Source organism: Psychrobacillus sp. NPDC093200 (assembly GCF_050280345.1).
In the GTDB taxonomy this organism is placed as follows: domain Bacteria; phylum Bacillota; class Bacilli; order Bacillales_A; family Planococcaceae; genus Psychrobacillus; species Psychrobacillus faecigallinarum.
Genome location: NZ_JBNNVC010000001.1, coordinates 1,100,897 through 1,122,761, shown reverse-complemented (window position 1 = coordinate 1,122,761; position 21,865 = coordinate 1,100,897). Strand labels below are relative to the sequence as shown.

Genomic DNA, 21,865 nt, shown 5'->3' with positions numbered 1-21,865 from the left:
AATTGCTGCGTTCGTTCAATTAGGAGTAATGATTTTAATTTAATGGATCCTGTATTAATATGGGGAGAAGGTGCTATTTCTTCTTCTTTTAAATATCGTTAGTGCTACTCGTATTGAGCGCGATAGTCTGTAGTGCACCGTCGCTGTTGGAGTCAGGCTATTGAATTGTTGTATGCAAGTTTCTTCCGGTTCAAAATCTTAGCCCAAGAAGCTAAACTATTTACATTCAAGGATAAAAAAAGCCACATTTAGAAAAAGACGTCTCCAAATGTGACCTTCAAATTTAATAATAATTCATATATGACTTGTTTATGTCCTCTATCGGAACTGGACGACTGAAAAAGAAACCTTGGGCCTTTTGACAGTTGGCTGCTTTTAGTATTTCCACTTGAGTATCCTTTTCTACTCCTTCAGCTATTACTTCCATACCAAGGCTATGAGCGAGACGAATAATTGTAGTTGCGATTGCAGCACTCTTTTCATCTGTTTCCATATCCTTTATAAATGACTGGTCAATTTTAATAATGTCAATTGGATATTTTCTTAAATAGCTAAGAGAAGAGTAACCCGTCCCAAAATCATCAATTGAAATTACCACCCCTATGTCCTTTAATTCCTTAAGAATAGTGAAGGTATCCTGCAGATCAGTCATCGCACTTTCTGTAATTTCAACTTCTAACGATGAAGGCAATAAATTATACTTATTTATCTTTTCTCTAATTTTTGAGGCAAAGTTATCTTGCTTAAATTGCTGTGGAGAAATATTCATAGCGATTCTAACCATTCGGTAGCCCTTATCTTGCCAAAGCTTTAATTGGCTACAAACCTCTTCCAATACCCAATCTCCCAATTTGAAAATGATTCCTGACTTTTCAGCTATTGGTATGAAGTGCATAGGCGATACATATCCAAATTTTCTATTGTTCCAGCGTAATAAAGCCTCGAATGAATTAATCTCCCCAGTTAATAGATTAACTTGCGGCTGATAATGAATAGATAGCTCTTCCTTTTCAATTGCTCTTCTTAAATGCGACTCCATCAAGGCCTCGTTTGGAAAAGATAGATTCATTTGCTCCTGAAAATATCGATAATGGGCTCTTCCTCTATCTTTAGCTACATATAAAGCTTGATCTGCCTTTAATAAAAGTTCATCTTGTTTCTGTCCATCATACGGGAACATTGAAATTCCAATAGAAGCTGTACCGAAGTATTCTTGATGATCTAGATAAATAGGCTTGGCAAGCTCTGTTAATATGCTTTCTGCAAACTGGCTAGTTTCATCCTTCGTTTTACCTTTTAACAAAAAGACAAACTCATCTCCGCTTTGTCTATAAAGGTTACTCGATTTATCAATATAAAGGCTTAACCGGTCAGCAATTTTTTTTAAAAGCTCATCTCCAGAAGTGTATCCCAAAGATTCATTAATCAATTTAAACCGATCCAGATCTATTCGAATAATAGAGATTTCACTATTTGTTTTAGAAGCTTGCTTGATATTTTCACTTAGGTGCTCCTTCAATGCACGTCTATTCCATAAACCAGTTAAGTGATCATGGTATACAAGATAAAATAATTGGTCTTGTTCCTCGGAATCACTAATTGTATTACGAAGCACTAAATGTAAACCTTTAACCGTACCACCACTAATGATTGGTATTGCTTTTAAATAAGTGGAGATGAAATGTCCTTTTTCATGCTGAATTAAGCAATTTTGCATTTCTGTAGAATAACCACTCATTGTCTGTTTAATAATAAGCTGAAAGTTTCTTAGAGATTCCTCACTGATATATTGCTCAATCGGCTGATGCAAAAGAGTTTTCTCTTCGTAGCCGAAAACCTTTAAAATAATTTTATTGGCGTATTGAATAATACCCACTTGGTCAATAATAAGAACTGTATCTATATTATTCTCAATAAGAGAAATGTATTTATCTGTAATCTCTGAGGAATCATTTATAGGAAGTTGATTTGTTTTATCGTACATCATCATTCCATATATATCTTTCTCTTCAATAGCTATTATAGAGATATCAAAAGTGTATCGTTTATCATTTAACAACAATTCATAATTGCTATTAACATTTTGTTGTTCATCTTTAATACTTGTAAATAGTGGTAACAGTTGAGACAATAATTCCTCACTAAAAGTGTTGTTTTTTATATGTGCCTCTCCCCAAAAATTGGTTGCCGCTTTATTTGTATAAATAATCGTATAGGTACTGTTTTTGTTTTTTTTAAATAGGCAGGTTAGTAGGTTTTGCTGTTCATGAATCATATCTACTAAGTAATTATTCTTCTTAAGCTGTTCGTTATTGTTCATGTAATCCTCCAGTTGCCTCATACTAAGACATATCACTAAATCCACACATTATACTATATTATATCGTCAGATAATTACATCTCTTAACGTAGCGGTTACAAAATATTTTCATATAGTATTTTTTGATTAGTGTACACAATTTTTGTATAAGTTGGTATGATAGTATATAAGAGAGAAAGATAAAAAGAAAGGAGTGAACTATTTATGATTTCTGAATCAGACAAGCAATTGGCTACTGCTATATATACGGTTAATAGGCATGCAAAAACCGCTTTAGACAATAAACCACTTTATGAACTGAAAAGGCTAGCTATCAAAAAAATGATTAAAGAAAAAAGAGCAAGTAAAATTGGACTCCATTTTGTTAGAAACCCTAAAAATAGCCAACAGCAATCCTCCGTTTTAGTACAGTGCGCAGATTATTACTTCCATATTCTACCGGTAAAAGAAGATTTCAAAACTTTACAGCATCTTGGTCACTTAGATGATACTTATAGAAACCCTATCAGGAAAATGAATTTAAAAACGGCAAAACAACTATTAACCGATTATATAGGGCCTCCCCAAGCTACTACAAGAAAGTCCACTAATCACTCTACATCTTGCACCGCTAAGTTTACGCGTGTATCCAACAAGCGTCCAAGCTCGATGAAATCTTATTTAGATAGATGAATTGTTTTTGTCAAGAGGACAGGCCTTTTAAGGGCTAGCATCTATTAAAGAACGCTTATGTAATCTCATAACTAAAATACTGTTATGAAATTACAGTAGGTTACTTAACGTACTAAAAGAAATTAAGAAAGGCTACCAATTCATTACGAATTGATAGCCTTTTTTTTAGAAATATTACTCATAAAATATATTGATCAATTTTGAGAACAAGTTCTGTTATTTCTGGCTTACTTACTTGATCTTCTGCTCCAACTTGATCTCCTTTGTGACGCAAGTCGTCGGTGATCAAACTAGAAAAAATAACGACAGGAAGCTTTGATAAATTATTATTTCCTTTAATCATCTTTGTTAATGCATGACCGTCCATTTGCGGCATTTCAATATCAGTGACTACCATTTGGACATGCTCTGAGACATCAGGAGATATTTTTTCTAAACTCTCAAGATAGTTTAGTGCATCCTTTCCATTCTCGAAGAATTCTAAATTAACATAACCCGCCTCATTAAGGGTGTCATGAAGTAATTTTCTTAATAGAGGGGAATCTTCAGCAATTACAATTTTTTTGTTGGAGCGCTCCCGTTTACCCATTTTTTTCACGGAATCCACACTTATACCTGATTCGGGATTGATGTCCATGATAATTCTTTCAAAGTCCAGCAATAAGAGCATCTCTTCTTCTCTTTTGATGACTCCTATAACATGAGATGTTCCTCCCTGATAAAGGTCAGATGGTTTTTCGATCTGGTTCCATGAGATACGATGAATCTGTGTAACATTATCAACATGAAACACTACTTTTTGTTTATTGAACTCGGCCACCACATATTTTTCTTGCTCGGTATTGGATACTATAGGAAGACCTAAGACTTTCCCCACCTGGATAACTGGTAATACCTCTCCACGTAATTGAATGATTCCTTCCACATGAGGATGTGCATGTGGGATAAAGGTTACTGGTATAGGCTGAATAATTTCCTTTACTTTTATAACATTAATACCAAATCTATTTGAACCAACTTGAAATTCAACAATTTCTAACTCGTTTGTACCGCTCTCTAGTAATATTCCTTTGTGGTCGTTCACAAAACTCTTCCTTTCTATGTCCTTCGATTAATTCGATTGTATCATACAAAGGTAAAATATTACTATATTATTCATAGAACTTTATTAGTGCTTGAGTACCTTTATTTTCATAACCCTCTGCTAAGAGTTCCTCATACATCGACTTAGCCAGCTCCAGACCTGGCAATGTTAAATTCATTCTTTCCGATTCTTCTAAAGCTATCTTCATATCTTTAATAAAGTGTTTAATATAAAAACCAGGATTCAAATCGCCACCGATTATTCGAGGAGCCAAATTACTCAAAGACCATGATCCTGCAGCACCGGTAGTAATAGAACGTAGTACTTGTTCTAAGTCTAAACCAGCTTTCTTACCATATGCAAGAGCTTCACAAACACCAATCATATTAGAAGCAATAGTTATTTGGTTGCACATTTTAGTATGTTGACCTGCACCTGCTGTTCCTTGATACAGAATAGTCTCTCCAAAAAGCTCTAACACTGGCAATATAGAATCCAAGATTTGCTTTTCTCCCCCACACATGATGGAAAGCTTACCTAACTGAGCCCCTATATCTCCTCCCGATACTGGCGCATCTATGGAGTTCATTTCAAGTTCCTTCGCTTTGTCATAAATCTTCTTTGCTAACGTAGGGGTAGAGGTTGTAAGATCAACAACCGTTAAACCTTGATTTTCAATAGAAAAAACTCCATCATCTCCAAAATATACTTCTTCTACATCATGGGGATAGCCAACCATTGTAAACAAATACTGTGTATATCTAGCAACTTCACTTGGTTTCGAAGCCCAAGTTGCCCCCAAAGAAATCAGTTCGTCTGCTTTTTCTTTTGTACGTGTATAAACAATCACATTATGTCCTGCTTTCAACAAATGCTTTACTATACTTTTCCCCATCACACCAGTACCAATAAATCCGATATTCAATCGTTCAGACATTTCACATTCCTCCATTAACTATGTATTAAATATAGTGTATCAAAAAAAATAGTTCTGTATATTTCATTAGAATGTTTATTTTTCGAAAAAATATAAAAAAAGAGGGCCATCCTATAGATGGCCCTTAAAAAGGGGGAAATGAGAATGTTGCTGTGTTCTTTATTAATATGCCCCATTCACAATATTTTAAACCTCTTTTTGTAAAAAAAGTTTTTTTATTTTTTCTATTTCTTGCACAAATAATTCTGCCTTATCTTTTTTGACCGTATGGCCTCCATATCTTACTTCTTCGTATATAAAAAAGAACTCATCTTTTGCAAGCCATTGCATTCTTTGAAACCATTCCCTCACGGTTTCACTCTTCTCTCTCTCAAAGCCAAAAGAATTAGCCTCTTTTTCAAAACTCAAATATAATTCTCTTAAAAAAGAAGACTCTACTCTATATAAAGTATTTTCAGAAGATGATTCTTCTTGAAGCGGGACAACTAACTCCTCATTTTTATATATAATATCATTACTTGCCTTTTCTGTTGACTGCTCTATTTTTTTACTAATCAAATAAGCAATAACACCAAAAATAGCTAACCCTATCACTCCCAAAACAATCCATTCAAAATTGAATGTATAAGAGGAGGCTTCCTGTGTATTTGGAAGAAGATCTTCCATCATGGCTCCATTTGCTCCAACGTCCTTCTGCTCTTCCTCCGTTGGCTTTTTTGTTATTCCACTTAAAAACTTCTCTAGAATATTTAGAAGAGGCATTAAAGGAATCATTACTACAGCCAATATTCCTTGGAATACCCAGTTAAATAGTGTCCGGATTGGAGGGGTGAGAAAATACGTAAACAGAGTTAAGAGAAATATACCTATTATTCCTATCATATAAAAAAGTGAGACCTTTAAAAATGATTCATTTTTTTGTTTATGGGATGTTCTCCGTACATTAAATAATCGAGCCCCTGCAAAAAATATGACTCCACCTATAAATACACTATACAAAGGGAGTTTATAATCTTCAATAGCTAATAGATAACATAAGAAATGAACCGAGAGAAATGTTGCAAAAAATACTAATGAATATGGTGAATCACTACTTGGGTCAGATTGTATCAAATTATATCTAGCATGTAAGCTCCAAGCACTTATTAATACACTTATAACATATAACCATATTGGAATACCGAACAATAATAACACAGTTAATAAAACAGGCGGCAGACCTATTGCTACTAAAATATTTGGCCCAGATTTAGAAAAAATGTAATTGGCAACAAACACCGTTATGAACTGTAGAATAATCCATAAAAGAGGCGTGCTAACAATTGCCTCGTTTAATAATATGACAAATATAATTGCGAAAATCCACATATCCTGAAGGTATTTTTCAAATGACACTATTTGAATTTTATGCGTAGGGTTTGAATTATTAATCATAATTTTCTCCCTCGTATTCCAAAAGATAGTTAACACTCGTTTTTTGTTCCCAAGTCCTTAAAATTGGTTGATACTTCTCCATCTGTTGGGACAGGATATATGCAGACATCGGTAACTCCTCATGGGCTTCTATATATCTAATTATATTTTCAAAAGGAACAGTGATATTACTAGTTGATAAAATGGAAAGCCACTCTAACGCTTGTACTCTATGTGTATCTCCTGAACCTATTGGAATATAAATAAACGGCCTCTTTCCAGATGATCGAATGTTGATACCAAAAGCAAATGGGACATTTGCTTTGTAGCAAGCCTCTATATGAGAAGCAAGCCACTCTATCTTTTTTTCAAAATCATGGACCATTCTATACCCATCTGCAAGATTCACCAAAAACAATACAGACACATTAGCAACTTTGGTAAATACTTTTGTTTGAAGTTGCTGGGTTTTAGCACTTGCTTTCCAATGAATATGATTAAATTGATCTCCTGGCTCATAATCTCTCGTTCCAACAGGAAAGTAGGGATCAATAAACAAAGAAGAATTTAACTCCAACTCCCCTGACTTTAAACGTGAAGGATAAAATTCTTCTTTTATTGTATAAATAGTTGGATATACAATTGCATCCATTAATATGTATGGTTCATAATTCAAAATAATTGACCCTTCAGTCAATGGATGCGGAATATTAACTTCAATTCCTTTTATCCTAGAAAGTCCTCTTCGTATACCTACTACAGGAATTTGAACTGTGACTGATTTTTTGTATCCAATTGAAAAAGGAACATTTACTTCATAAAAACCTGAGGCAGAGTTATAATCTGCATCGAATGGAGCAATACAATCCTGAAATGTTAATACGATGGCACCGTTCCAAATTGGTAAACCATTGTTCTGAAAAGACAATTCCAAATAAGCAGTAGTCCCTTTCATTAAACGAACCCTTTTTTTGTCATTTACAAACACTAGTCCATTTCCAACCTTCCGAAAATAATACAACTGGAAAAGTACAAGAAATAACGGAAACGAAATAATAACAGGGAGTAATGTTTGTTTAAAGAAGAAACATGCTACAGCACATATTAATAATATCTCTACATATTTTTTTGTATATTTAAAACTTAAATCTTGCCGCTTCCAAATCATTGAATTTTCGCCTCAACAGGCACTTCTATTTCTCTAATCAATTCACTCATAATTTCTTGTAAATCATGAATGAGCATACCTTGTGAAGAAAGCCTTAATCGATGAAGACAAACTGGATCTATGATGTTCTTAATATCATCAGGAATAACATAATCTCTACCATTTAAAAAGGCGTACGCTTTAGCAGCCTGTAGCATTGCCAAAGAAGCTCGACTACTTAATCCCAGTTCTATGTATGGGTGTTTCCTTGAACTTTGGACTATTTGCACAATATAAGTATATATATCATCATGCACTTTAATATTATTTACTTGCTTTGACCATTCTTCTATTTGTTGCAAAGTTACAACTTGTTTTGTTTTCACTTCTCCAGGTGTTTTACCAAATTGTTTAAGAATATCATTTTCTTCCTTCATAGTTGGATAACCAATGTTAAGCTTAAAAAGAAAACGATCTAACTGAGCAGCTGGTAACGGAAAAGTTCCTTGTTGAGACTCTATTGGATTTTGTGTTGCTAAAACCATAAAAGGATATGGTAGCTTAATAGTTTCTCCATCAATTGAGACTTGCTTTTCTTCCATAGCCTCTAAGAGGCTAGATTGAGTTCTGGGAGTCGCACGATTGATCTCATCTGCAAGTAAAATATTGCTCATCACTGGCCCCACGCGTAATACGAATTCTTGTTGCTTCGGGTGAAAATAACTGATCCCTGTTACATCTGTGGGAAGTACATCTGGTGTAAATTGTATTCTTTTAAACACCCCTTGAATAGCTTCGGCAAATGACTTGGCCATCATTGTTTTACCAGAACCTGGAACACTTTCCAACAATACGTGACCTTGAACTAATAACCCTATTAACATAAAATCAAGTTCTCTTTCTCTACCAATGATTGAACTATTCAACTCTTTTTTTAGTTTGATTAAAGCTGCGTCCATTTCTAATCTCTCCCCAAATACTATTCAAGCTGTTCAGAAGTACTATGCTGCTTTACTTGAGAATGAAATTCATTCAGTAAATGATCAAGTTCTTCACTTAGGCGAATAGTTTCTCTATTAGTTACACCATTTTCTATAGCAGATTGAATCATCTTTTCTCTTGTAGTCTCTAGCCTATTTAAAATAGATTCCATCATGAGAGAACTCCCCTTTTTGCAAAATGTATATTTTCCTCATTTTACTTACAGTTAAACCTTTAGAAATCAGAATATACCGACTATTTTAGGTAGGTTAATGCACGAACACATTAACTTCTAGGATTATTAAGATAAGTATATATTATATTCCCACCTTGCATAGCGTTGCCACTAAAGTGTTTAAAATCCTCTCTTCTAACAAGTACTTCCCTAAAATTTAAAAAATCTTCTTTGGATACTTGAATGCTTTCTATTTCTCCTCGTTTTAACATATCAAGTTGTTCATCTATCGGATGCATAATGTTTCTCCTTTTGTCTAAGAAATGTATAGTTTCAAAACTTTTGATAAAAATACTTTACGTACCTCTTTTTTTAAGGCAAACTGTATTATATTATGTTCTTAAAGGGGATGGGACAATCTATGAAAATCGCTGAAGTCGGCAACATTATTGAGTTTAAAGATGGTCTTCAAGGTATAGTAGAAAAAGTAAATGAAAACTCTGTAATAGTTGATCTAACTTATATGGAGAACTTCAACGAGCTTGAACTAGAAGAAAAAACGGTAATCAATCATAAGCGTTATAAAATATTATATAGTAATGAAGATTAAACGTCATGCCGTTCCTCTTCGTAAGAAGAACGGTTTTTTTCTAAGTAGCAAGCAATTCTTTTTACTATACTGTCATGATTATCAATAAATTTCATTGTTGTGACTATGGTAAGGATGTGCTTTTATGAATAACCGCAAACTCTTTTTAGGATTAATAATATCCTTATTGCTGGCTTTTGTTTTTTGCTGGCTAACTTTTTCAAATGAAAAAGTATTTTGGTACTTTTATTCTTTTACAACTCTATTTTTAACAGCTGGTGCTTTCTATTTTTCAAAAATAGAAGATCAACTGAGAACGTTTAGTTACTTATTTTGGGGTATAGTATATGGTGTAGCAACTTATTTATTATTTGTTTTAGGTTATCAGCTATTAGATTTTCTACCATCTAAAACTACCAAAGAAGTTTCTAACTTTTTAGGAACCTTTGCACCTACTGCTTTGTGGCATTACATTTTATTATTCTTCATCATTATTCCCGGTGAAGAACTATTCTGGAGAGGTTTTATCCAAGTAGCCCTTAAAAATTGGCTTTCCCCTACTAACGCTATAATTATAAGCTCCATCTTGTACGGAGCAGTCTTTATTGCAAGTGGCTTTTACATTGGTGTACTCGCCGCTATTATAATGGGAGTAATTTTTGGCCTACTCTATGAAAAGAAAAAAAGTATGCCACTAAATATTGTAACTCATATTGTGTTACTATTACTTTTATTCCTGGTGCTACCAATAATATGAAACGTTGCAATTAATACCGTTACTTAAAAGGGAGCTGTTCATATGAAGAAAATTTTCTCTATTTTATCTATTTTGTTATTAACATTTCTAATTGCTGCTTGTGGCGCGTCAGATGAAGAAGCAACGCCTAACGATAACAATAGCCCGTCCGAAGATAGTACTAGCAATGGGGCTACTGAAAACGAGCAAGAGAAAGATTCTACCGAAGTTTCAGGAACTACTGTAAAAAGTGAAAACCAAGAATACTCTATTACAATATTAGATGGCTACGAACTAACAGCCGAAGAACCTAATAAGGACTTGTTATTCAACAAAGAAAATGATGTTCAATCTATGCGAATCGAAGTCTATAATGCTTCTGAGGTCAATATGGCTGATATAACAAATAATTTAGTAGAAATTTTAAAAGCTTCCACTTCTGAAGGCAAGGTAGATGAGATAACAGAAGCTAACCTTATTCCTTCAGGAAAACTTCTAGAAGATGTCAAAGCTTATGAAGCAGAAGGCACTGAGAACAAAGTATATGGCTACACATTTTTACAAGACGGCTTAGGCGTGAGATTGACGATCTTTGATACGAACGAATCTCCAGCTTTAGAGGATTTTGTTAAAATGGCAGAAACAATTAAAATCGATTAAAATAAAAACTTCGGGCCGTGCAAAGGCTCGAAGTTTTTTTTAGGATAAATTTTTAATCGATAAACCTAATTTTTTTAGCAGCTCAATAGCCTCTAATTTTTCCTCTTCTGACAAGGCATTCATTAATTGAATAAGCTGTTGCTCATGTCGGGGGAAAAGTTCGTTCATAAACTCTGTTCCTGCTTCTGTTATTTCCGCATAGGTAACTCGTCGATCCGTATCACTCGACACTCTCTTGATGAAGCCTCTTCCCTCCAGTTTATCCACCACATAAGTAATGGAACCACTAGCAAGCAAAATTTTATTGCCTATCTGTTGTAAAGGTTGTTTTCCTTTATGAAACAAAAGCTCTAAAACTGCAAATTCAGTTGGATTTAGTCCATTCTCTTGAAAAAAATGATTGGTACATTCATGTATTACTTTATGTGCTCGGGAAAGTACTATAAATAATTTTAAAGCACTACTCGCTGAATCATTTGTCATTGTCGTCATCCTCACCTATATTAAAAATTACATTACCAATTATTATATAGGGCAGACTAATAGATTGTCAAAATAGCTCAGCAGGTTCCGTGCAATGGAAGCAGAAAATTAAAGGTTGTACCTATTCCTACATTGCTCTCTACTTCTATTTTCCCTCCATGAGCTTCAATAACTTCATAGGAATGGGAAAGCCCAAGTCCTGTTCCTGCAGATTTAGTAGTAAAAAAAGGCTTGAAAATGTTTTCTATATCCTGTTTTTCTATCCCACTACCCTGATCCACAACTTTAACGCTAATTGTACAATTAGAATATAATGATATTCTAATCTCTATATTACCACTTTTTTCCATAGATTCAATAGCATTTTTAATCGCATTTATAAAAACTTGTTTTAATAAGTTTCTATTCCCAAAAACCTTATTATTGGGATAAATTTCATTAATTATATTAATCTCAATTGCTTTCATAAGAGATTGAGGGGACATGAAGCCAGCTACTTCTGTTATAAGTTGATCTACTTCAAAGTATGTGTATTCATTGTTGCACGGCTTGGATACTTGCAAGAATTCGGTTAATATATCTTCCATTCTGTTAATCTCGTGATCGATGACATCTAAATATCTCTTACCGTCATCCGTAGCTGTTTTGAGTAGTAATTGGGTGAACCCCTTTAAGGAAGTCATGGGATTTCGTATCTCGTGGGCTATACTAGCAGCAAGTTGTCCGAGAGTACTTAGCGATTCGTTATGATCGAGCCTTTTCTTCATAAACATTTTTTCAGATTCATCATGTATTTCCATAAGAAAGATATTGGAATCACTTTGTTTGGATACAATAGAATGTAGATACTTGTAGTCACCCATATACGTTTGAAGCTCACAAAAGAATTCTGCTTGTCCATTAGTCGATAAATCTTGTAGAAAAGTTTTCTTTATCTCTCCTTTAAGAGATAGCATATTCAAAAGAGCTTTGGAACTCATCTTCAATAATTCGGTGCGGTCCAGCCCCAACACTTTTTCTATATAAGGATTAGCATCTATAATTTTACCTTCTTCACTTATAAATATTAATCCACTCGAAAAGAGTTGAAAAACCTGTTCAAATCTTTGCTTGTATTCGTATTCTGCTAACATTACCTCACCCTGCCTCTCATAAGAATCTGAGAAAACCATTTCAAATTTTTAAATTATTAATTAATTCTGATTATTTCACATTAATTCTAATCTGGAAATGGTTATATTTGACTATATTGTCGACACGAATATTCACTGTTACAATAGTTAAGCAAACCTAAAGGAGTTAAGAAAAAATGAATATAATATTAACTACATTGAACGCAAAGTTCATTCATACTAATTTAGCCTTACGCTGTCTTAAAGCTTACGCTGAGCCTGAATATTCCCCCCTTATTGTCGAATATACTATTAAAGATCCTACTTTTAATATAGTAGCTGATTTGTACCAGAAAAAACCGAGCATTGTAGGCTTTAGCTGCTATATTTGGAATATTGAAGAGACTATAAAAGTGATAAAAATGCTGAAAACAGTTGATCCTTCCATAACGATTATCCTAGGTGGCCCTGAAGTCTCATACGATACGAATGTATGGCTTAGACAAGTGAAAGAAATTGATTACATTGTTGTTGGTGAAGGAGAGCAAGCCTTCAAGGAGACGCTGGACTTTCTTTCCGATAAAAAAGATGTAAAAGATGTACCTGGACTAGCATATGTCCAAAACGACAAATTTATTCTAAATCCGCTACCACCAAAATTAGATTTACGAGAGTCTCCCTCACCTTACCGTTTTGAAGAGGACTTAGCATATCTATCCAAGCGAATTGTCTACATTGAGACTAGTAGAGGGTGCCCTTTTTCATGTCAGTTTTGTCTTTCTTCTATTGAAGTTGGAGTTAGATACTTTAATCGCGAAAAGGTAAAAGAAGATATACGCTATCTAATGCAAAACGGAGCAAAGACGATTAAGTTTGTAGACCGTACATTTAATATTAGCAGAAGCTATGCAATGGAAATGTTCCAGTTTTTAATAGACGAACATTTGCCAGGGGTAGTTTTTCAATTTGAAATAACAGCAGATATTATGAGACCTGAGGTAATTCAATTTTTAAATGATAACGCACCTGCCGGACTTTTCCGCTTTGAAATAGGAGTCCAATCTACGAATGATTTAACAAATGAGTTAGTAAAACGTAGACAAAATTTTGAGAAACTTAAACGAACTGTCACAATGGTGAAGAGTGGCGGTAAAATTGATCAGCATCTAGATTTAATCGCAGGCCTGCCAGAGGAAGATTATACATCCTTTAGAAGGACGTTTAACGAAGTATTTGAAATGCGACCTGAAGAACTGCAACTTGGATTTTTAAAGCTCCTTAGAGGCACTGGCTTACGAGTTGAAGCAGAGAAATATGGGTACGTATATGTTGACCAAGCTCCTTATGAAATCTTTTCGAATAATGTCTTAAGCTTCAACGACATATTACGCATTAAGCAAGTAGAAGACGTATTAGAAAAATATTGGAATGCACATAGAATGGATCAGACATTAGAATTTCTTTTCAATCATATATTTGAAACACCTTTCGACTTTTTCCAACAATTCGGGACGTTTTGGGAAGACAGAAATTGGTCTAGAATCGGTCATCAATTAGAGGATCTTTATACACGTCTATTTGATTTCTTAGGAAATCTAGAGGGGATTCCCTTAAATACTGTTAAAAGTGTCATGAAGCTTGATTATTTATCCAAACAAAAATTTCAGCCTCGCAAGCCTTGGTGGGAAAACGATATGAGTAAGGAAGAGCAGTCTGCTATCTACAAGCTCCTTCTAGAGAGTCCGTCTATAGCGGGAGAAGAATTTGCGCAGATGGATTTGACCGAAAGAGAGATTTACAAACAAACATTTATTACACCTATTTCTATAGACATGAATTTGTTTAAACAAGGAGTCATAAAAGAAGAGCAAGGTTTCCTTCTAACAACTTTCCATAAAGGCAATACACCGCATTTTTCTTATATTCAAAAGAACAACAACTTAGCAGATTTTATTCTATAAGTTATTCTCTCAAGCGGTTTAATGGATAGAATGGTATCCCGTTTAAATGCTGTACTTTCAGTTTATAATGGGCAACCGAGTAGATAAAAGCTATGATATAAAAAATGAGGTTGGTTATGACTAATGTCATAACCAACCTCATTTTAATTTTCCGGTTATACATAAACTCTAGAGCCAGTGAAACAAATGGAATAAAGTTACCCGATAATAACTCTTTCTTTTGGAAAGTGATATTTTGTAATTTTTCTTTTTCCTCCTAATGTAAACAGGAAGGATATCAAGCCAACTCTTCCGATGAACATGAGGATCATAATAACTACTTTACCAAAAGAAGAAAGCTCCTCAGTAACACCTAGCGACATACCACATGTCCCGAAGGCTGAGGTTATCTCAAATAGAAGTGAAGTTACCGGTACATCTGGTTCCGAAATTGACAAAACAATAGTAGCTGCAAATACCATAAGGAATGCTAATACAATTACCGCAAATGCCCTGAAAACATCCAACAGATGAATTTCCCTATTAAATATTTGAATGTTCTCTCTGCCTCTAGAAAAATTAATCAAAAACAAAATAGCTATTGCAAATGTAGTAGTGCGAATACCCCCACCAACAGAACTAGGTGAAGCCCCGATAAACATTAGTGCACTCATTAGTAAATTGGTGCCTTCATTAAATAAAGTCACATCAACTGTTGTGAGGCCTGCAGAACGAGTAGAAACGGAATGAAATAAGGCAGTAAAGAATTTTTCATGCCAAGGCATATCTTTGAATGTGTTAAACATTTCTAGTAAGAATATCATTATCGTACCTAATACTAATAATGCTCCGTAAGTTAGTGTAGTCAGCTTTGTAAATAAAGAAAAACGAAAATTTTTATTTTTATTAGACAAAAATTCCTTGACCTCTATAAGAACAGGAAATCCAATTGCTCCAAATATAATCATCAAACTTGTAATAATTTGTACAAAATAATCATGATGGTAACGTACTAAGGATTCACCTGTTATATCAAATCCGGCATTAGTAGTAGCTGAAACAGAAGTAAACACCCCATGCATTAGGGCAACTTTAAATGTATCGTAGTATTGTGTAAAGTAAATGGTTAATAATATGGAGCCAACTAACTGAATTACCAAAAGAATTTTGACAATCTCCTTTATCAGTAAAACAGCGCCTGACATTTTAGATTGATTATGATCAACCATGATTAATTGTCTTTCTCTTAATCCGATTCTTCTTCCAGCTAGAAGCCAAATAAAAGTCCCTAATGACATAATTCCTATCCCCCCGAGCTGGAGAATCAAAATAAGCATAATATAACCAAAAGGTGTGTATGTATCTGCAACATTTATAGTTGTCAATCCAGTAACACTAACTGCGCTAACTGCTGTAAACAAGCTATCAATAAAATCTACATGTACTCCGGGTCTATGTACTCCGGGTAGGCAGAGTAATATAACCGAAACTGCAATTGCTATAAAATAATACGACACAATAATCTGGGCTGGTGTCATTTTGAACCTTGCTTTAAAAGTATTATTTATCATCTTAGATGTTCCTTTCAACAAGAAGCCTATTTCATCATTGTAAAAAAAAAAAGCATAAAAAGATAGCTTTAACTAAACTATCTTTTTATGCTTTTAACTTCTTAAACATCCAAGTGCTTCAATACAATATATTTACACTACTTTTTATTATATATTAAGCTGTCTTTTTATTTTTAGCTACACCTAGTAAATAACCACCTATTGCAATTACCAGTAATACTACCCAGAATGTCAATTTCCAGCCAGTTGAATGTGGAAAATGCTCATCTAGAATTCCTACATTAGGATGAGACAATGTCAGTACGGTCAATTTAACCCCTACCCAACCTACAATTAAAAATGCTGCAGTTTCGAGTGTTGGATATTTTTCGAGTAATTGAACAAATTTATGAGCAGCAAAACGCATAATAATTAATCCAATGATACCACCAATGAACATAACTGCAAATTGTCCTCCATTGATGCCACCAATCTCAAATTCTCCCCAATATGGTAAGGTTACTGCAATAGCCACAGCAGCAAGCATTGAGTCAATAGCAAAAGCGATATCCGCAAGCTCTACTTTTAATACAGTCATCCAGAAACCTGAACCTTTTGCGCCTTCTTCAAGATTGTCCGTTTCAATATGCGGTCCTGGATTTTTCCGTTGATCGTAAATATGTTTAATAGATATGAACAATAGATAAGCAGCACCTATTGCCTGTACCTGCCAAATATTAACCAAGAAAGTGATCATAAATAAAGCGAGAAATCTAAATACGAACGCTCCTAGCAAACCATAAAACAATGCCTTTTTTTGTTGAGCTTTCGGTAAATGCTTAACCATTACCGCCATAACTACTGCATTGTCAGCTGCTAGTAGTCCCTCTAGTCCTACTAGAACTAGTAAAACCCACCCGTACTCCAATAAAATTCCGTAATCCATTAAATATCCTCCTTTTTTTTTGCAAATAAAAAGACCCCTGCCTAAAAAGGCAAAGGTCTTGCTAAGCAAATTTTAAATAATTGCTATCATAACCGATGGCTAAGCCATGTAATGACGACTATGAAATAGGTTTCCCTATAGCTACTCCCCTTTGACAAATGTCAAAAGTCTATTTAGTTATATAAACTATAATAACACATTTTCCAAATTAGTAAAGAAAAATTACTTAATATGGATATGATAATTTGAATCATCTTTATGTTTATTATAAAAACAAATCATAGCGGGAACCGATTCAATAAAATCTGGACAAGTAATATTACCCTTTGATAAAACTTTTTCAGCATTTGTTGTATCAAAAGAAGAATTCCATGTAAGATAGTCTAATGTTTCTTTTTCTACTTGAAGAAATTTTCTTATTGGTAAAATAGACACTGATACCTTTGCTAGTCCTAGTGGTAATCTCCCCTTTGGATATTTTCCAGTAAGTTCTTTTACAAAAGCTCTATATACCTCTTCCACCGGGTAAGGTTTAGGGTCTGTTAAATGTATAGTCAATCCTTCTGCTTCTTTATCAAAGCAACTATATATGGACGCTTTTGTTATGTAATCTGATGGAACTACATTAATAAAAGATGATGATTTTCCCATATAAGGTAAAAATAGAAGACCTTTTAGCTTATTAATCATGTTGATAAAGAAATAAGGTCCATCAAATTTAATCGTTTCTCCTGTTTTAGAATGGCCTCTCACTATTCCCGGTCTAATAATAGTAAGTGGAATTTGTTTTTTTTAGTTTATCAACTAATACTTCTGCCTCGTATTTTGTTTCCTCGTAATGGTTTTTAAAATCATTAGGCTTAACGAGCTCTGTCTCTAATAGCTTGCCTTCTCTTCTTCCAGCCACGTATGCAGTACTAAAATACATATACCTTTTTAATTTTGGTAACTGAAGGACCAATTCATTAAACAGCTTCGTCCCTTGAACATTAACTTTCCATGCGATATCTTTAGGAACAGCTAAATCATAAATAGCAGCTAAATGCCAAACATAATCGATTTTATGCTTTAATTCTTCTAATATATGCCCATCTAACCCTGCATTAGGTAGTGTAATATCTCCTTCAATAACCACAATTCGTTGATCGTCCAAACCATCCGCGTATATTTCTGCTATTACTTCCTCTGCTTTTTTTAGTTGAGATGGTAGAACTAGCACATAAATAGTTGTATAAGCCTTTTGTTGCCTTAATTCTATTATGATATTTTTAGATAAAAATCCTGGAAATCCGGTCATTAGTGCATTTTTCATACTAGTAATCAGCCCCTTTTATAAAATTATACTGAAAAAGGGTCTTCAACAGAAGACCCTTCCTTATATTTTTCTGAATGTTATGATGATTTTATTTTTCTTGTTTCTTTATCAAATAAACTATAAATTACTGGTACTACATACAAGGTTAAGAAGGTAGAACTGATTAATCCCCCAATTACAGTTAAAGCCATAGGCTGATTAATCTCCGTCCCTTCACCAATCCCAAGCGCTAAAGGAATTAATCCCAAAATGGTAGTTAAAGCAGTCATCAATATTGGACGTACTCTATCTTTAACAGAGGTCGTGATTGCCTCATAAGAAGAATAGCCCTCTGCTTTACGTTGGTTAATATAATCCACAAGGACTATACCGTTATTTACTACAATTCCGACTAGTATAAGGATCCCGATAACTGCTGAAATGCTAATTGGTGTACTAGTAAAAAATAATGCAATAGCGATTCCGATAAGACTTAAAGGAACTGTAAACATAATAACCAAAGGATATATAAAGGATTCAAATTGAGCTGCCATTACAATGTAAACAAGAACAACTGCTAATAATACCGCCAAAATCATATCACTTTTCGCGTTATCTAATAGCTCGCGGTCCCCACCGAATTTGACATTTATTTTATCTCTAAAATTTTGATTTTCAATTACTTGGTCAATTTGATCGGACATATCTCCTAGTGTGTTTTCTGACTCATATTTTATAGAAAATGCCACAGCATTTGCTTGGTTTAAACTACGAATCGCCACTGGACCTTCTGACACTTCTATATTGGCCACTTCTTCTAAATTTACAAATTGACCAGCTGGAGTACGTAATTTTAACTTTTTAAGCTTTTCAATACTCTCCCGATCTGACTCATTATACTTTACATACACTCCATATACTTCATCTTCTTCTGAAATAATCTGGGAAGCTAAAACTCCTCTTGTCACATTATTAACCATCTGAGCAATTTGAGCTGGAGCTAAGCCTAATTCGTTAGCTGCGTCACGTTTAACCGTCATTTGTACTTCTTCTACAGTAGAAATTAAATCATTATTAACTTTTGTAACTCCTTCTAATTTCTCTAGGTCACTTTGGAGTTCCTCCACTGCCTGATAAAGCTCCTGTTTATCGGAGGAAGATACATTAAAGGAAACAACATTTGGCGAAGAGCCCGAAGCAGTTTGGACGTTAAAATTAATATCTGCTTTTCCATTAACAGCTTTTACGATTGTAGGCTGTACTTGATCTACAAATTCAAAAGTGGATTGACCTCTTTCACTCAATGGCTTAAGCTTCACGGATATCTCAGCCATATTAGATCGAGATGTTCCTCTCGACATACCTTCTTGACTACCGCCAACAAAGCTTACATACACATCTACTTCTTCCTGCTCTTTTAGTATATCTTCAATTTTATTTACTATTTCGTCTGTCGCAGTAAATGATGAGCCATTTTCAAGCTTTACTGAGATAGAAACAAACCCTTCATCTGTAGGAGGTAAAAATTCTGTTCCAACTCGGAATACCCCTAGTACAGAAAGAACTAGCAATACTACTGTAAGGGAGAGAACAATTGCCCGATGTTGCAATGACCATTTGATAGACTTATCTAAATTATTGTATGCCTTTGACCTTCTTCTTCTCGCCTCAATGTTACCTTTTGGCTTCTTAAGCATTCGGCTTGCCATCATAGGAATAACGGTTATTGCAACCACAAGGGAAGCAAACAAACTAAAGGATATAGTTAAAGCAAATTCTGTGAAAATTTGTCCTATAAGACCAGAGAGAAAAATGACTGGCAAGAAAACAGCTACCGTTGTTAGAGTCGAAGCGGTAATAGCTCCAAGCACCTCTTTTGTTCCAGTAATTGCGGCAGCCTTTGGATCCTTTCCTAATCCCAAATGTCTTTCTATATTTTCAATAACTACAATCGAATTATCTACTAGCATCCCTATTCCTAATGCCAGTGCACCAAGCGTCATAATGTTCAAGGAGAAGCCGGCAAAATACATTAATACAAATGTCACAATGACCGAATAGGGAATAGCTACCCCAATAATAATAGGACTTCTAACTCCTCTAAGGAATACAAATAACACTAGCATTGCCAGTAATCCGCCAGTTATTAAAGTGGAACCAATATTGTTTATAGCAATTTTGACGTAATCTCCTTGGTCAAAGAGAATATCTGCGGTTACACCCTTGTACTCATCTTTTTCTAATTGCTTGTCCAATGCTTCTTGAAAAGCTGTTGAAACCTTCGCAGTATTGGCACTAGACTCTTGGAGCACTGATAAAAGTACAGCAGGATTTTCGTTTGCTCTTGTTTCGGTATTAGTTTCCTGCTCCGCTAACTGAACGGTTGCTACATCTGCAATCGTCACCTTGGATCCATCTAACGGATTTACCGTAACAACCAGGTTTTGAATATCCTCCACAGATGTGAGAGTGCTGATGATGCGAGTTGTCAGCGACATATTTTCTTCTGTCTCTACGGGGTTTCCAGGTAAAGAGATATTATTCGCCTGAATAAGCTGCACAATATCACTCTGTGTAAGACCTTTACTTTGGAGGTTCTCTTGGTTTAATAGTATTTGAACCTCTTCCACTAAAGTTCCAGAAATATTTACACTTGCTACCCCTTCCGTGCCAACTAATTCTTTTTCTAGCTCTTCCGCTATTAATCGAATATCTTGTTCTCCCGTTGCTCTAAGAGATAGCTGAATAACTGGAAATTGAGCAGGATCAAATTTTAAAAATCTAGGCTTCTCTGCTCCATTGGGTACCGGCACCATATCAATACGCTGCATGATATCTAGTTGAACATCGTCCATATCCATAGACCAGTCAAATTCTAATAAGATGAAATTGGCCCCCTCTTGGGAGGTACTGTTAATGGACTTAATTCCTTGAAGCGTACTTAGGGAAGTTTCCAATGGTTTCGTTATTTTTTCATCCACTTCCACAGGACTTGCACCAGGGTAATTTGTTACAACAACAGCTATAGGAGGGTTAAGCTCGGGGATTAATGTGATTGGTATTTTGAAAAACGATACCCCGCCTAAAATAATTACTAAAAACATAATAACAGTAGTAAATACGGGTCTTTTTATGGAGAAATCACTTATTTTCATATATAGGGGACCACCTTCTTTTTAGCTATTTCTATCATATGCTCTAGAAAGCAAGAGTTCAAATTTTATTATTATCTATCGAATTAATTAACTTACTTTTTTTGTATTTTATAGATAAGAATCACAAACGACGTCTAAACGGCGGAGATAATGGCTTATCGATCAGAGCGAAATATTCAGCCATATCTATTTTATATTTAAGTAATATGACTTGATGTTGAGTTAGTTGAAACACACACAACTCTCCCATTTTTCTTAACTTATAATTGGAGCGACAGGCGGCGACTCCTGTGGGATGAGGGAGACAGATAAGACCTTACAAACGGCGCGTCAGCGACGGGTAGGGCTTATCGCTCACCCCGCGGAAAGCGACCGCCGAAAGCGGAAATCAGCATCTCTAAGCTATATTTAAGTAATAAGTATTTAGATGTTGAGTTAGTTGAAACCATACAACTCTCCCATTACTCTTAACTTATGATTGGAGCGAAAGGCGGCGACTCCAGTGGGATGAGGGAGACAGATAAGACCTTACAAACGGCGCGTCAGCGACGGTAAGGGCATATCGCTCACCCCATGGAAAGCGACCGCCGAAAGCGGAAATCAGCCATCTCCCAATCAAACTTCCATACTTTTAAAGAATAGATTCATATACTTTATAACCTTCCACTCTA

General features: G+C 34.7%; 18 protein-coding genes and 1 pseudogene. 5 read left to right on the top strand and 14 right to left on the bottom strand.

The features are described from left to right. Window positions 1-283: 283 nt before the first annotated feature. Window positions 284-2,320 carry an EAL domain-containing protein gene (locus ACQKNZ_RS05435; RefSeq protein WP_195761934.1) on the bottom strand — a complete coding sequence of 679 codons (2,037 nt, stop codon included), beginning with the start codon at window positions 2,318-2,320 and terminating at the stop codon, window positions 284-286. Between the two features lie 204 nt (window positions 2,321-2,524). Between ACQKNZ_RS05435 and ACQKNZ_RS05430 the strand changes: the two genes are divergently transcribed. Further along, window positions 2,525-2,992 (top strand): YkyB family protein, encoded by a 468-nt coding sequence (locus ACQKNZ_RS05430; RefSeq protein ID WP_144537818.1) that lies wholly within the window; start codon window positions 2,525-2,527, stop codon window positions 2,990-2,992. A 178-nt stretch (window positions 2,993-3,170) separates the two neighbouring features. Here ACQKNZ_RS05430 and ACQKNZ_RS05425 read toward each other — a convergent pair whose 3' ends face one another. The 7 genes from ACQKNZ_RS05425 to ACQKNZ_RS05395 all read right to left on the bottom strand — a co-directional run bounded on the left by ACQKNZ_RS05425 (window position 3,171) and on the right by ACQKNZ_RS05395 (window position 9,028). Continuing rightward, window positions 3,171-4,076, bottom strand: a complete 906-nt coding sequence (locus tag ACQKNZ_RS05425) for a chemotaxis protein (protein WP_154311229.1) — start codon at window positions 4,074-4,076, stop codon at window positions 3,171-3,173. Window positions 4,077-4,143: 67 nt separating this feature from the next. Further along, a complete protein-coding gene (locus tag ACQKNZ_RS05420) occupies window positions 4,144-5,013 on the bottom strand; it encodes an NAD(P)-dependent oxidoreductase (RefSeq protein WP_342578232.1) in 870 nt (289 codons plus the stop codon). Window positions 5,014-5,199: 186 nt separating this feature from the next. Beyond that, a complete protein-coding gene (locus ACQKNZ_RS05415; RefSeq protein ID WP_427658492.1) occupies window positions 5,200-6,447 on the bottom strand; it encodes a DUF4129 domain-containing protein in 1,248 nt (415 codons plus the stop codon). Then, on the bottom strand, window positions 6,440-7,594 hold the full coding sequence (locus ACQKNZ_RS05410) for a DUF58 domain-containing protein (RefSeq protein WP_427658490.1): 1,155 nt from the start codon (window positions 7,592-7,594) through the stop codon (window positions 6,440-6,442). The genes ACQKNZ_RS05415 and ACQKNZ_RS05410 overlap by 8 nt, the downstream gene beginning before the upstream one ends. Then, window positions 7,591-8,532, bottom strand: a complete 942-nt coding sequence (locus ACQKNZ_RS05405) for an AAA family ATPase (RefSeq protein WP_144537808.1) — start codon at window positions 8,530-8,532, stop codon at window positions 7,591-7,593. Before ACQKNZ_RS05405 ends, ACQKNZ_RS05410 begins: the two co-directional genes overlap by 4 nt. A gap of 20 nt (window positions 8,533-8,552) precedes the next feature. Continuing rightward, window positions 8,553-8,729: an aspartyl-phosphate phosphatase Spo0E family protein gene (locus ACQKNZ_RS05400; protein WP_144537806.1), complete on the bottom strand. Its 177-nt coding sequence runs from the start codon at window positions 8,727-8,729 to the stop codon at window positions 8,553-8,555. A gap of 110 nt (window positions 8,730-8,839) precedes the next feature. After that, window positions 8,840-9,028 (bottom strand): hypothetical protein, encoded by a 189-nt coding sequence (locus tag ACQKNZ_RS05395; RefSeq protein WP_144537804.1) that lies wholly within the window; start codon window positions 9,026-9,028, stop codon window positions 8,840-8,842. A gap of 122 nt (window positions 9,029-9,150) precedes the next feature. Here ACQKNZ_RS05395 and ACQKNZ_RS05390 point away from each other — a divergent pair, with 122 nt between their 5' ends. From ACQKNZ_RS05390 to ACQKNZ_RS05380, 3 genes are all read left to right on the top strand, one after another. After that, entirely contained in the window at window positions 9,151-9,339 is a 189-nt protein-coding gene (locus ACQKNZ_RS05390) for a YkvS family protein (RefSeq protein ID WP_144537802.1), read from the top strand. A gap of 124 nt (window positions 9,340-9,463) precedes the next feature. Beyond that, window positions 9,464-10,075, top strand: a complete 612-nt coding sequence (locus tag ACQKNZ_RS05385; protein ID WP_144537800.1) for a CPBP family intramembrane glutamic endopeptidase — start codon at window positions 9,464-9,466, stop codon at window positions 10,073-10,075. 42 nt (window positions 10,076-10,117) lie between these two features. Continuing rightward, window positions 10,118-10,714, top strand: a complete 597-nt coding sequence (locus ACQKNZ_RS05380) for a lipoprotein (protein WP_427658487.1) — start codon at window positions 10,118-10,120, stop codon at window positions 10,712-10,714. Window positions 10,715-10,753: 39 nt separating this feature from the next. Here ACQKNZ_RS05380 and ACQKNZ_RS05375 read toward each other — a convergent pair whose 3' ends face one another. Next, the gene (locus ACQKNZ_RS05375) at window positions 10,754-11,197 is read right to left on the bottom strand and encodes a MarR family winged helix-turn-helix transcriptional regulator (RefSeq protein WP_144537796.1); all 444 of its coding nucleotides are present in this window, start codon (window positions 11,195-11,197) and stop codon (window positions 10,754-10,756) included. A gap of 77 nt (window positions 11,198-11,274) precedes the next feature. Continuing rightward, window positions 11,275-12,330 (bottom strand): ATP-binding protein, encoded by a 1,056-nt coding sequence (locus ACQKNZ_RS05370; protein WP_186318117.1) that lies wholly within the window; start codon window positions 12,328-12,330, stop codon window positions 11,275-11,277. 176 nt (window positions 12,331-12,506) lie between these two features. Here ACQKNZ_RS05370 and ACQKNZ_RS05365 point away from each other — a divergent pair, with 176 nt between their 5' ends. Beyond that, window positions 12,507-14,270 carry a B12-binding domain-containing radical SAM protein gene (locus tag ACQKNZ_RS05365; protein WP_191696452.1) on the top strand — a complete coding sequence of 588 codons (1,764 nt, stop codon included), beginning with the start codon at window positions 12,507-12,509 and terminating at the stop codon, window positions 14,268-14,270. A gap of 197 nt (window positions 14,271-14,467) precedes the next feature. On the opposite strand, the gene ACQKNZ_RS05360 is transcribed toward ACQKNZ_RS05365, so the two are convergent. From ACQKNZ_RS05360 to ACQKNZ_RS05345, 4 genes and pseudogenes are all read right to left on the bottom strand, one after another. Beyond that, window positions 14,468-15,820: a TrkH family potassium uptake protein gene (locus ACQKNZ_RS05360; RefSeq protein WP_151110747.1), complete on the bottom strand. Its 1,353-nt coding sequence runs from the start codon at window positions 15,818-15,820 to the stop codon at window positions 14,468-14,470. 154 nt (window positions 15,821-15,974) lie between these two features. Continuing rightward, window positions 15,975-16,745: a TerC family protein gene (locus ACQKNZ_RS05355; protein WP_144537790.1), complete on the bottom strand. Its 771-nt coding sequence runs from the start codon at window positions 16,743-16,745 to the stop codon at window positions 15,975-15,977. A gap of 222 nt (window positions 16,746-16,967) precedes the next feature. After that, window positions 16,968-18,042, bottom strand: a pseudogene (locus ACQKNZ_RS05350) (SDR family oxidoreductase). A gap of 95 nt (window positions 18,043-18,137) precedes the next feature. Next, window positions 18,138-21,194, bottom strand: coding sequence for an efflux RND transporter permease subunit (locus ACQKNZ_RS05345; protein ID WP_427658483.1), 3,057 nt, complete (start codon window positions 21,192-21,194; stop codon window positions 18,138-18,140). Window positions 21,195-21,865 lie beyond the last annotated feature (671 nt).

What these genes read in the sequence shown, in the direction of transcription:
- ACQKNZ_RS05420 (WP_342578232.1), bottom strand. Translation starts at nt 5,013, where the DNA reads ATGTCTGAACGATTGAATATCGGATTTATTGGTACTGGTGTGATGGGG.
- ACQKNZ_RS05410 (WP_427658490.1), bottom strand. Translation starts at nt 7,594, where the DNA reads ATGATTTGGAAGCGGCAAGATTTAAGTTTTAAATATACAAAAAAATAT.
- ACQKNZ_RS05355 (WP_144537790.1), bottom strand. Translation starts at nt 16,745, where the DNA reads ATGGATTACGGAATTTTATTGGAGTACGGGTGGGTTTTACTAGTTCTA.
- ACQKNZ_RS05405 (WP_144537808.1), bottom strand. Translation starts at nt 8,532, where the DNA reads ATGGACGCAGCTTTAATCAAACTAAAAAAAGAGTTGAATAGTTCAATC.
- ACQKNZ_RS05365 (WP_191696452.1), top strand. Translation starts at nt 12,507, where the DNA reads ATGAATATAATATTAACTACATTGAACGCAAAGTTCATTCATACTAAT.
- ACQKNZ_RS05380 (WP_427658487.1), top strand. Translation starts at nt 10,118, where the DNA reads ATGAAGAAAATTTTCTCTATTTTATCTATTTTGTTATTAACATTTCTA.
- ACQKNZ_RS05345 (WP_427658483.1), bottom strand. Translation starts at nt 21,194, where the DNA reads ATGAAAATAAGTGATTTCTCCATAAAAAGACCCGTATTTACTACTGTT.
- ACQKNZ_RS05375 (WP_144537796.1), bottom strand. Translation starts at nt 11,197, where the DNA reads ATGACAAATGATTCAGCGAGTAGTGCTTTAAAATTATTTATAGTACTT.
- ACQKNZ_RS05395 (WP_144537804.1), bottom strand. Translation starts at nt 9,028, where the DNA reads ATGCATCCGATAGATGAACAACTTGATATGTTAAAACGAGGAGAAATA.
- ACQKNZ_RS05370 (WP_186318117.1), bottom strand. Translation starts at nt 12,330, where the DNA reads ATGTTAGCAGAATACGAATACAAGCAAAGATTTGAACAGGTTTTTCAA.
- ACQKNZ_RS05385 (WP_144537800.1), top strand. Translation starts at nt 9,464, where the DNA reads ATGAATAACCGCAAACTCTTTTTAGGATTAATAATATCCTTATTGCTG.
- ACQKNZ_RS05430 (WP_144537818.1), top strand. Translation starts at nt 2,525, where the DNA reads ATGATTTCTGAATCAGACAAGCAATTGGCTACTGCTATATATACGGTT.
- ACQKNZ_RS05360 (WP_151110747.1), bottom strand. Translation starts at nt 15,820, where the DNA reads ATGATAAATAATACTTTTAAAGCAAGGTTCAAAATGACACCAGCCCAG.
- ACQKNZ_RS05400 (WP_144537806.1), bottom strand. Translation starts at nt 8,729, where the DNA reads ATGATGGAATCTATTTTAAATAGGCTAGAGACTACAAGAGAAAAGATG.
- ACQKNZ_RS05435 (WP_195761934.1), bottom strand. Translation starts at nt 2,320, where the DNA reads ATGAACAATAACGAACAGCTTAAGAAGAATAATTACTTAGTAGATATG.
- ACQKNZ_RS05415 (WP_427658492.1), bottom strand. Translation starts at nt 6,447, where the DNA reads ATGATTAATAATTCAAACCCTACGCATAAAATTCAAATAGTGTCATTT.
- ACQKNZ_RS05390 (WP_144537802.1), top strand. Translation starts at nt 9,151, where the DNA reads ATGAAAATCGCTGAAGTCGGCAACATTATTGAGTTTAAAGATGGTCTT.